Here is a 10,455-nt window from a genome sequence, read left to right on the forward strand (position 1 = left end):
TAAATGGAAGGCTGGCAACGCGCCTTTGTGCTGCATAGTCGCCCTTTCAGCGAGACCAGCCTGCTGCTTGACCTGTTTAGTGAAAGTGAAGGCCGCGTTCGTGTTCTGGCAAAAGGGGCACGTTCACGGCGTTCGCAGTTAAAAGGCACGTTACAGCCTTTTACGCCTTTACTGGTGCGCTGGAGCGGGCGCGGGGACGTAAAAACCCTGCGCAACGCTGAAGCGGTCTCCCTGGCCTTACCTCTCAGCGGTATCACGCTTTATTGCGGCCTGTACGTCAACGAGCTGTTGTCTCGGGTACTGGAACAGCACATTCCCTTCTCTGAACTGTTTTTTGACTACCTGCAATGCATCCAGATGCTGGCAGGGGCCGAAGGTTCACCCGAACCGGCGCTGCGTCGCTTTGAGCTGGCGCTGCTGGGACACCTTGGCTACGGCGTGGACTTCCTGCACTGCGCGGGCAGCGGCGAACCGGTCAGCGAAACCATGACCTACAGCTACCGTGAAGAGAAGGGCTTTATTGCCAGCCTGGTGCTGAACCAGCGTAGTTTCACCGGTCGCGAGCTGCAGGCGCTGTTTACCCGAGAATTCCCCGACGCAGAAACCCTGCGTGCAGCCAAGCGTTTCACCCGCATGGCGCTCAAACCCTATCTGGGCGGTAAACCGCTAAAAAGCCAGGAGCTTTTTCGCCAGTTTACACCGAAAAAAAAGCCGACTATTTCTGACGAGACAGAGCTCTGACCGTAGCCTGGCCTTATCTCTGCGCGGTACACTCAGCACAATGACCATAATGAACCGAGGATTGTCATGGCTGAGTTACTGTTAGGCGTGAATATTGACCACATCGCTACCGTCCGCAACGCACGTGGAACCCATTATCCCGATCCGGTACAGGCAGCGTTTATCGCTGAACAGGCGGGAGCGGACGGCATCACTGTGCACCTGCGCGAAGATCGTCGCCACATTACCGACAGAGATGTCCGCATCCTGCGCGATACCATTGAAACGCGTATGAATCTCGAAATGGCAGTGACCGAGGAGATGCTGGCTATCGCCTGTGAAATCAAACCGCATTTTTGCTGCCTGGTGCCGGAAAAGCGTCAGGAAGTCACCACAGAAGGCGGGCTGGACGTGGCAGGACAGCAGGAAAAACTCAACGCGGCGGTGAAACAACTCAGCGAAGCGGGCATTTTGGTGTCCCTGTTTATCGATGCAGATCATCGCCAAATCGAGGCGGCGGTGACCAGCGGTGCGCCCTATATTGAAATTCATACCGGTGCCTACGCAGAAGCGCCCGAAGGCCCGGCCCGCGAGGCTGAACTGGCACGTATCCGTCAGGCCGCGACCTTTGCGGCCAGCCGCGGCTTGAAAGTCAACGCCGGACATGGCCTGACCTATCACAATGTGTTGCCGATTGCCGCACTGCCGGAAATGCATGAGTTGAACATCGGTCATGCGATTATTGGACGCGCCGTCATGAGCGGCCTGCCTGAGGCGGTGAAAGAGATGAAACAGCTGCTGCGGGAAGCGCGTCGTTAATGGCTATCTTAGGACTGGGTAGCGATATCGTCGAAATAGCGCGTATTGCCGACGTGATTTCACGCTCAGGAGACCGTCTGGCACGCCGTGTGCTCAGTGATGCCGAATGGCAGCAGTACCAGCAGCACCTTCAGCCGGTGCGCTTTCTGGCTAAGCGTTTTGCGGTCAAAGAGGCGGCAGCAAAAGCGTTCGGCACCGGCATTCGTGGCGGACTGGCTTTCAACCAGTTTGAAGTTTATAACGATGCCCTGGGTAAACCGCTGCTGCGCTTCTTCGATCATGCTGCCGAGATGGCGCAACGGCTGGGCGTGCAACATGTGCATGTCACCCTGGCGGACGAGCGTCACTATGCCTGCGCCACGGTAATTATCGAAAGCTAGCCATCTAGCTGCACAAACTTATCCCACAGCGCATCGCGTGATTCGATGTGCTGTGGATCAATGATGATCGTGTTATCGATAGGGCAAACGCTCTGGCAGGTTGGCACATCGTAATGACCAACACATTCGGTACAGCGACTCACATCAATCTCATATATCGACTCACCCATTGAGATCGCCTGGTTCGGGCACTCAGGTTCACACATATCGCAGTTAATGCAGCGTTCGGTAATCAGTAAAGCCATTATGGTTTCTTAATAAATACATCGTTTCGGTGGTTTTGCCGTATCTGGCAGTGTTGACAACAGACGACAGGTTAACCCCTTGCTCAAGACCTGAGATTGTAACAGGCCGATGTTATAGCCTCAGGCCATTTTGCTTAAGCTGTCAGCGGACAGGACAGTAGCATATCTCCTTCATCACAAAAATGATGTAGATTGCAGGACGTATCATTTCAATGGCTTTTATCCAGCCGTTTCCCTTTTTATCTGGCGTTATCGCAACCGTATCGTGCAAATGGGCAACGCGTGATGCCGTGGTATTGCAGTGCCGCTAAGGCCAGCCTGACAAGCTGGCCTTCTGTCCGTTCGGTGTAGGCGTAAAACCGGGATTGCCTAAATCAGCTTCTTAACCAGCGCCTCACTGTGACGAATATGGCTGGATGCGCGCTCAGGATCGTTCTGCACCAGCGCCATAAAAAGCAGGTCGGTTAACGCCAACTGAGCGGTGGTGGACGAGATGGCGGCGCTGCGTGTGCTCTGCTCTTCTGCCACGGTGTACAGGCAATGCGTAGCGCACTGCTGAAGTGTATTCGGCGTAAAGCCGGTAAATGCCAGCACGTCCGCGCCCACACGAACGGCTTCCTGCGCGGCAAGATTAATCTCGCGCCGTTCGCCGGTATAGGAAATCGCCAGCAGCACATCGCCGGCAGACATCGCCTGCACGCTGGCCAGCAGCGCGTGCATATCCTGTTCCGCCACCGCGTTGATACCGATTTTCATCAGCTTCCATGAAAAATCCTTTGCCACCAGGCCTGAGGCACCAATCCCGACCAGCAAGATACGGCGCGCGCGTTTAAGCAACTGCAGGACGGCATTTAATTTCTCTTCACTGTTGATATCCAGCGTCGCACGAATCGCCGAGAGTTTTTCCGTCAGCAATTTTTCGCCAACCGCTTTAAGCGGATCGTCACTCAGTATCTGATTGTGCACAGTAATGGCATCTTTATCCGCCAGTGACTCACTCAGTGCCAGTTTGAGCGCAGGAAAACCTTTGTATCCCAGCTTTTGCGCAAACTTAACGACGCTCGACTGACTGACCCCTGACTCTTCCGCCAGCTTTTGCGAACTTAAATGCCGTGCCCGATCCGGTTGTGACAGTAAAAAGTCTGCCAGCCGCCGCTCGTTCAGCGCCAGAGAGGGATAAAGCTGGCGAATGCGCAGCAATGAACTCATGCTCAATCCTTGTGATTTAGCGGATGTTCCGCATGGAATAAATGATTCAATGGGCATTGTAGTCACTGGAATAAAAAATGACAGTCATCGCCTCGCTGGACGAAGATGACTACAATAGAGGCTGTTGATGCATATTCGTTAAAAAGGAGTGTTGTTTGACCAACGATATACAACGTCGCGTGGTGTTTTTCGACCTTGATGGCACATTGCACCAACAGGACATGTTTGGCACCTTCATGCGCTATCTACTGCGTCGCAAGCCGCTGAATGTGCTGCTGGTAGTGCCGTTACTGCCGGTGGTGGGCGCAGGATTATTAGTCAAGGGACGTGCCGCGCGCTGGCCGATGAGTTTGCTGTTGTGGTCGATTACCTTTGGCCGCTCTGAAGCAACCCTGTTGCGCCTGGAGGCTGAATTCGCCCAATGGTTTCGGCAACGCGTTAAAGCGTTTCCCGTGGTGCAGAAACGCCTCAGTGAATACCTCAGCAGCGATGATGCAGATGTGTGGCTGATTACAGGGTCCCCCCAGTCTCTGGTTGAACAGGTCTATTATGACTCCGCGTTTTTGCCACGAGTAAAGCTGATCGCCAGCCAGATGCAGCGTGGTTTAGGAGGACGTGTATTGAAAATGCGCTGCCTCGGTCACGAAAAAGTCGTGCAGCTGGAAGAGCAGATCGGTACGCCATTGCAGCTTTATAGCGGTTACAGCGACAGCAAACAGGACAACCCGCTGTTGTTCTTTTGCCAGCATCGCTGGCGCGTCACGCCGGTTGGTGAATTACAGCAGCTGGAATAACGGCCATCGCGCTTCGGTTTTCCGGGCGTGATGGGTATAATGCGCCGCTTTTTTGCTGCCGGGAGTGGTCTGCGTGACTCAAGAACAAGATGAATACTGGATGCGCCGTGCGCTTACCCTGGCGCAGCGCGCATGGGAGCAGGGCGAAGTGCCAGTGGGCGCGGTGCTGGTTCAGGGAGAGCGGGTGATAGGCGAGGGCTGGAACCGGCCTATCGGGCAGCACGATCCCACGGCCCACGCGGAGATCATGGCGCTACGTCAGGGCGGAAAAGTGCTGGAAAACTATCGCCTGCTTGATACCACGCTCTACGTTACGCTGGAGCCGTGCATTATGTGTGCGGGGGCGATGGTGCATGCTCGCATTGGTCGTCTGGTATATGGGGCGCACGATGTGAAAACCGGCGCAGCCGGCTCCCTGATTGACGTGTTAGGCCATCCGGGCATGAACCATCAGGTGGCGTTGCATCACGGTGTGCTGGAAGAGGCGTGCGCGGGGATGCTGAGCGATTTTTTCCGTATGCGCCGCCAGCAACAAAAAGCGCTGCGTCAGGCGCAGCGCGACAGTTAGTTCATTGCCACCTCGGGCGTGACGGCAGGATAACCTTTGCCCATCTCCGCTTCCAGAGCGGCCTGTTGGGCAAGGTGTTTTTCCTGCTCCTGCAAATAGCCCACCAGGCTAATCTCATACTTACGAATATTCTCTACGTAGTTGTAGGCTTCCTGCCCGCGCGCATAGCCATAGGTGGTTTGCGTGTAGTAACGCTTTTGACTCAACATGGGTAAACGGAGTTTCACGTCAGCCCAGCTGTCCGGGTTACCGCCCTGTTTCGCGGTGAGCTTACGCACATCCAGCATATGAGCATAGCCCATGTTATACGCCGCCAGCGCAAACCAGATACGTTCATCTTCTGGAATGGTTTGTGGCACTTTTTCCATCATGTTTTGCAGATACTGGCTCCCGCCACGAATACTCTGCTCGGGATCGGTACGGTCACCCACTTCAACGCTGTCAGCGGTGTTACGCGTTAACATCATCATGCCGCGCACGCCGGTCGGCGAGGTTGCCTGCGGATTCCAGTGGGATTCCTGATAGGAAATGGCTGCCAGTAATCGCCAGTCGATATTATTGGCATACTTCTCGAACAGCGGCTTAATGTCAGGCAGGACGTTATCAATGGAACGCAGGAAGGTGCGCGTATCCACATAGTCGAAGGTGCCGACGTGACCAAGGTATTTCTCCTCCAGTCGGGCCATCGCGCCTTCTTCTCCCATGCTGTTAAAGAAATCCAGCATCGCAGCATTCAGGCTGTCATCACTGTCATGGGGCAGGTACCACGTAACGGGTTCTTCATCCGTGACGTCGAAGGCAACGGCTAACTGAGGATGAATGCGCTGAAGCAGGGCAATCGTTACGGAATCGCCAATCGTGTAATCCAGCTTGCCTTCTGCCACGGCTTCCAGCAGGGCTTTTGGACTTTGATCGGTCGAAATGGCCCAGTCGAGATCGGGATACTGGTTTGTCCTGGCGCTCTTTAACGTCGACAGGTAGGCCGATCCTGAGGCAACCACCAGCCGTCCCTTCAGGTCACCCAGGTTTTTCGGCCGGGGTTTATCCACGCGATAAACCAGCTGCTGCGAAACGCTGTAGTAACCGGGGCCGGTTTGATAGCGATTCAGGCGCTCATTGTTGTAGATAAGGCCCGCCGCCAGCAAATCGGCTTTGCCATCGTCGAGCGCATCAAACAGGTCACTGAGGTTAGCGCGCACGGTTATGTCGAGCTTCACGCCCAAATAATCGGCAAAACGCTTTGCCAGCTCGTAGTCCATCCCGGCCGGTGCTTTATTCACGGTGTAGTAAGTCAACGGCGAGTTTACGGTACTGACGCGCAGCACTCCCCGTGATTTAATCTGTGAGATCGTATCTTGTCCACCACCGTACCAGGGGATGGACGGCCACAGTGCCAAAGCCAGAAGCACGGTGAGAAGACCGATAACCAGATAATTAAATTTTAGGCGTTTCAAATAGTTATCTCTCGATGGCTCCAAGGCCTCTGTCTTTTAAGGCAGTATTGATCTTGTTTTAACTCCCAGAGCGAGGGGCATTTTGCGCAACAAACTCGGGTAGAGCAACTTATAAAGCAAGTTTTGCGCAAATTTCAGGCAAATCTTGTTGGCCATAAATTTTGCGCAAACGGTTTCGTCGCGGAGTGGGTTTCTCTATAATACGCCCCGTTTTCCCCTGTTGCGCCCAATGAAGCGTCGCCCGGCGCTTCGAAGACGAGAGATCTTATGATGGAAATTCTGCGTGGTTCGCCCGCCCTGTCGGCATTTCGTGTAAACAAACTGCTGACCCGCTTTCAGGACGCTCATCTGCCGGTGAGTGATATTTACGCTGAGTACGTCCATTTTGCCGATGTCAGCGCGCCGCTGAGCGAGGATGAAACGTCCCGTCTGCAGCGCCTGCTCAAGTACGGCCCTTCTCTCGCTGAACATGCGCCACAAGGGCGTTTACTACTGGTGACGCCGCGTCCTGGCACCATTTCACCGTGGTCATCGAAAGCCACTGACATTGCCCACAACTGCGATCTTTCGCAGGTGCGTCGTCTGGAACGTGGCATGGCCTTTTATGTCCAGGCGCCTGAACTGACGGAAACCCAGTGGCAGGCGCTGGCGGCGCTCCTTCATGACCGCATGATGGAAACGGTGTACAGCGATTTCAATCAGGCCGAGCAGCTGTTTGCTCACCATGAACCTCAGCCGGTCAAAAGCGTCGATGTGCTCGGTGAAGGCCGTCAGGCGCTGGTTGAAGCCAATATGACGCTGGGACTGGCGCTGGCAGAAGACGAAATTGATTATCTGCTGGCTGCCTTTACCGCACTGGGGCGCAATCCAAACGACATTGAGCTTTATATGTTTGCCCAGGCGAACTCTGAGCATTGTCGTCACAAGATTTTTAACGCTGACTGGATTATCGACGGCGAAAAACAGCCTAAATCGCTGTTTAAAATGATTAAAAACACCTTCGAGCAAACACCGGATTATGTTCTGTCAGCCTACAAAGATAACGCTGCGGTCATGGAAGGCTCTGAGGTGGGACGCTTCTTCGCGGATGCTGAGAAAGGCGAATACGCCTATCACCAGGAAGCGGCGCACATTCTGATGAAGGTTGAAACCCACAACCATCCCACCGCGATTTCCCCCTGGCCTGGCGCGGCAACCGGCTCCGGCGGTGAGATTCGTGATGAGGGCGCAACCGGACGAGGCGCAAAGCCGAAGGCTGGCCTGGTCGGTTTCTCGGTATCGAATCTGCGTATTCCCGGCTTTGAACAGCCATGGGAAGAGGATTTTGGCAAGCCTGCGCGCATCGTCAGCGCGCTGGATATCATGACCGAAGGCCCACTGGGCGGCGCGGCGTTTAACAACGAATTTGGTCGTCCAGCCTTAAACGGCTACTTCCGTACCTACGAAGAGCAGGTTAACAGCCACAACGGCACTGAACTGCGTGGCTACCACAAACCCATTATGCTGGCTGGCGGTATCGGAAATATCCGTGCCGATCACGTGCAGAAGGGTGAAATCACCGTGGGTGCCAAACTGATCGTGCTGGGTGGGCCGGCGATGAATATCGGCCTGGGTGGCGGTGCTGCATCATCAATGGCGTCGGGTCAGTCCGATGCCGATCTCGATTTTGCGTCAGTGCAGCGTGACAATCCAGAAATGGAGCGCCGTTGCCAGGAAGTCATTGACCGCTGTTGGCAGTTGGGCGATGACAACCCCATTCTGTTTATCCACGATGTGGGCGCAGGCGGATTGTCCAACGCGATGCCGGAACTGGTCAGCGATGGTGGTCGCGGTGGCCGCTTTAACCTGCGCGATATCCTCAGTGACGAACCGGGAATGAGCCCGCTTGAAGTCTGGTGTAATGAATCACAAGAGCGTTATGTGATGGCCGTCGCCCCAGAGAAGCTGGCCGAGTTTGCTGCTATTTGTCAGCGTGAGCGTGCGCCTTATGCGGTTATTGGTGAAGCCACCGAGGAGCTGCATCTGACGCTGGAAGACAGCCACTTCTCTAACAGCCCGATTGATATGCCGCTGGATGTGTTGTTGGGGAAAACCCCGAAAATGACCCGCGATGTGGTGAAACAGCAGGCTCAGGGGCACCCACTCCAGCGCGACGGCATCACGCTGACGGATGCGGTGAACCGTGTGCTGCACTTGCCGACCGTGGCGGAAAAAACCTTCCTGATCACCATAGGCGACCGCAGCGTAACCGGCATGGTGGCGCGCGATCAGATGGTCGGCCCCTGGCAGATCCCGGTCGCCAACTGTGCCGTAACAACGGCCAGCCTCGACAGCTACCATGGTGAGGCCTTCGCGCTGGGCGAGCGCGCCCCTGTGGCGCTACTCGACTTTGCCGCCTCCGCCCGTCTGGCCGTCGGTGAAGCACTGACTAACCTTGCGGCCACGCCGGTCGGTTCTTTGAAGCGCGTGAAACTTTCGGCTAACTGGATGTCGGCAGCAGGCCATCCGGGTGAAGACGCTGGCCTGTATGACGCTGTAAAAGCCGTCGGTGAAGAGCTGTGCCCGGCACTTGGCATCACCATTCCGGTGGGTAAAGACTCCATGTCGATGAAAACCCGCTGGCAGGAAGGCACCGAACAGCGCGAAATGACCTCGCCTCTGTCTCTGGTGATTACCGCGTTTGCCCGTGTAGAAGACGTGCGCCGCAACGTGACGCCACAGCTGGTGGCAGATCAGGATAACCTGCTGCTGTTGATCGACCTTGGTAACGGCGCTAACACCTTAGGCGCGACGGCACTGGCTCAGGTTTATCGTCAGTTGGGCGACAAGCCTGCAGATGTGCGTGATGCACAGCAACTGGCGGGCTTCTTTAATGCCGTTCAGGCGCTGGTCAGCCAACAAAAACTGCTGGCTTACCATGACCGTTCAGATGGTGGCCTGCTTGTTACCCTGGCGGAAATGGCCTTTACCGGTCACTGCGGCATTGACGTCGATATCGCGGCGTTGGGCAGCGATGCGCTGGCTGCGCTGTTCACCGAAGAGCTGGGGGCGGTCATTCAAATCAACGCCGCCGATCGTGAGGCAGTAGAGCAGATTCTTGCAGCGCACGGTCTGGCGCACTGCAGCCATGTGCTGGGATGTGCGAAGCCGGGCGACCGCTTTGTGATTCGTTCTGGCGAGAGTGCTGTGTATAGCGAAAGCCGTAACACCTTACGGACCTGGTGGGCCGAAACCACCTGGCAGATGCAGCGTCTGCGTGATAATCCAGCCTGTGCCGATCAGGAACATCAGGCAAAGCAGGATAACAACGATCCGGGTCTGAACGTCAGCCTGACATTCAAGCCAGAAGAAGACGTTGCAGCACCAATGATTGCCACAGGTGCGCGTCCACGCGTTGCCGTCCTGCGTGAGCAGGGGGTTAACTCCCATGTGGAAATGGCCGCCGCCTTTGATCGCGCCGGGTTTACTGCGGTTGACGTTCATATGAGTGACCTGCTCGCCGGACGGATCGATCTGGAACGTTTCCAGGCGTTAGTGGCTTGCGGCGGCTTCTCTTACGGTGACGTATTAGGGGCCGGTGAAGGTTGGGCAAAATCCATTCTGTTTAACCCACGCGTCCGCGATCAGTTCGCATCCTTCTTCCATCGCCCACAAACGCTGGCGCTCGGTGTCTGTAACGGCTGCCAGATGATGTCTAACCTGCGTGAGTTGATCCCCGGCAGCGAACTGTGGCCACGCTTTGTCCGTAATCAGTCAGAGCGTTTTGAAGCGCGCTTCAGCCTGGTTGAAGTGGCTGCCAGCCCGTCGTTACTGTTAGACGGTATGGCCGGCTCACGTATGCCAATCGCCGTATCGCACGGCGAGGGCTTCGTTGAGGTTCGCGATGGGGCGCATCTTGCCGCCCTCGAGTCCAAAGGGCTGGTGGCGCTCCGTTATGTCGATAACGCAGGTAAGGTGACAGAAACCTATCCGGCAAACCCGAATGGGTCGCCAAACGGCATCACCGCCGTGACCAACGAGAGCGGGCGCGTCACCATTATGATGCCGCACCCTGAGCGCGTGTTCCGCACGGTCAGCAACTCATGGCACCCGGCTGAGTGGGGTGAAGACAGCCCCTGGATGCGTATTTTCCGTAACGCGCGTAAACAATTAGGTTAATTGCTGTAAAAAAAATGGGAGGCCTGAGTGCCTAATGCCGATCATTTAAGGATCGGTTGACCGATCCAGTGGCAGGTGTAAAAAGGGTTCATGTTCATCATGGACCCT

At 55.7% G+C, this 10,455-nt stretch carries 9 protein-coding genes; 6 read left to right on the forward strand and 3 right to left on the reverse strand.

The window, feature by feature from the left end:
- Positions 1-3: 3 nt before the first annotated feature.
- The 3 genes from recO to acpS all read left to right on the forward strand — a co-directional run bounded on the left by recO (position 4) and on the right by acpS (position 1,919).
- Positions 4-741, forward strand: a complete 738-nt coding sequence (gene recO / locus NR177_RS18220) for a DNA repair protein RecO (protein ID WP_063880596.1) — start codon at positions 4-6, stop codon at positions 739-741.
- Positions 742-807: 66 nt separating this feature from the next.
- Positions 808-1,539 carry a pyridoxine 5'-phosphate synthase gene (gene pdxJ, locus NR177_RS18225; protein WP_096012801.1) on the forward strand — a complete coding sequence of 244 codons (732 nt, stop codon included), beginning with the start codon at positions 808-810 and terminating at the stop codon, positions 1,537-1,539.
- The gene (acpS, locus tag NR177_RS18230; RefSeq protein ID WP_063880594.1) at positions 1,539-1,919 is read left to right on the forward strand and encodes a holo-ACP synthase; all 381 of its coding nucleotides are present in this window, start codon (positions 1,539-1,541) and stop codon (positions 1,917-1,919) included. Before pdxJ ends, acpS begins: the two co-directional genes overlap by 1 nt.
- On the opposite strand, the gene NR177_RS18235 is transcribed toward acpS, so the two are convergent.
- Positions 1,916-2,164 (reverse strand): YfhL family 4Fe-4S dicluster ferredoxin, encoded by a 249-nt coding sequence (locus tag NR177_RS18235; protein WP_063880593.1) that lies wholly within the window; start codon positions 2,162-2,164, stop codon positions 1,916-1,918. The two genes, acpS and NR177_RS18235, sit on opposite strands and share 4 nt — an antisense overlap.
- A 369-nt stretch (positions 2,165-2,533) precedes the next feature.
- Positions 2,534-3,373 (reverse strand): MurR/RpiR family transcriptional regulator, encoded by an 840-nt coding sequence (locus NR177_RS18240; RefSeq protein WP_063880591.1) that lies wholly within the window; start codon positions 3,371-3,373, stop codon positions 2,534-2,536.
- Between the two features lie 155 nt (positions 3,374-3,528).
- Here NR177_RS18240 and yfhb point away from each other — a divergent pair, with 155 nt between their 5' ends.
- Positions 3,529-4,167 (forward strand): phosphatidylglycerophosphatase C, encoded by a 639-nt coding sequence (gene yfhb / locus NR177_RS18245; RefSeq protein WP_063880590.1) that lies wholly within the window; start codon positions 3,529-3,531, stop codon positions 4,165-4,167.
- Positions 4,168-4,240: 73 nt separating this feature from the next.
- Entirely contained in the window at positions 4,241-4,735 is a 495-nt protein-coding gene (tadA, locus tag NR177_RS18250; protein WP_096012804.1) for a tRNA adenosine(34) deaminase TadA, read from the forward strand.
- On the opposite strand, the gene mltF is transcribed toward tadA, so the two are convergent.
- Positions 4,732-6,189 carry a membrane-bound lytic murein transglycosylase MltF gene (gene mltF / locus NR177_RS18255; protein WP_096012805.1) on the reverse strand — a complete coding sequence of 486 codons (1,458 nt, stop codon included), beginning with the start codon at positions 6,187-6,189 and terminating at the stop codon, positions 4,732-4,734. The two genes, tadA and mltF, sit on opposite strands and share 4 nt — an antisense overlap.
- 267 nt (positions 6,190-6,456) lie before the next feature.
- Between mltF and purL the strand changes: the two genes are divergently transcribed.
- Entirely contained in the window at positions 6,457-10,347 is a 3,891-nt protein-coding gene (purL, locus tag NR177_RS18260) for a phosphoribosylformylglycinamidine synthase (RefSeq protein ID WP_256853368.1), read from the forward strand.
- Positions 10,348-10,455: the final 108 nt, after the last annotated feature.

This window comes from Pantoea sp. Fr+CA_20 (assembly GCF_024520835.1).
Classification (GTDB): domain Bacteria; phylum Pseudomonadota; class Gammaproteobacteria; order Enterobacterales; family Enterobacteriaceae; genus Pantoea; species Pantoea allii.

Bases quoted from the DNA above. Each gene is read 5' to 3' on its own strand.
- recO (WP_063880596.1), top strand. From the start codon at position 4: ATGGAAGGCTGGCAACGCGCCTTTGTGCTGCATAGTCGCCCTTTCAGC.
- acpS (WP_063880594.1), top strand. From the start codon at position 1,539: ATGGCTATCTTAGGACTGGGTAGCGATATCGTCGAAATAGCGCGTATT.
- NR177_RS18240 (WP_063880591.1), bottom strand. From the start codon at position 3,373: ATGAGTTCATTGCTGCGCATTCGCCAGCTTTATCCCTCTCTGGCGCTG.
- NR177_RS18235 (WP_063880593.1), bottom strand. From the start codon at position 2,164: ATGGCTTTACTGATTACCGAACGCTGCATTAACTGCGATATGTGTGAA.
- pdxJ (WP_096012801.1), top strand. From the start codon at position 808: ATGGCTGAGTTACTGTTAGGCGTGAATATTGACCACATCGCTACCGTC.
- purL (WP_256853368.1), top strand. From the start codon at position 6,457: ATGATGGAAATTCTGCGTGGTTCGCCCGCCCTGTCGGCATTTCGTGTA.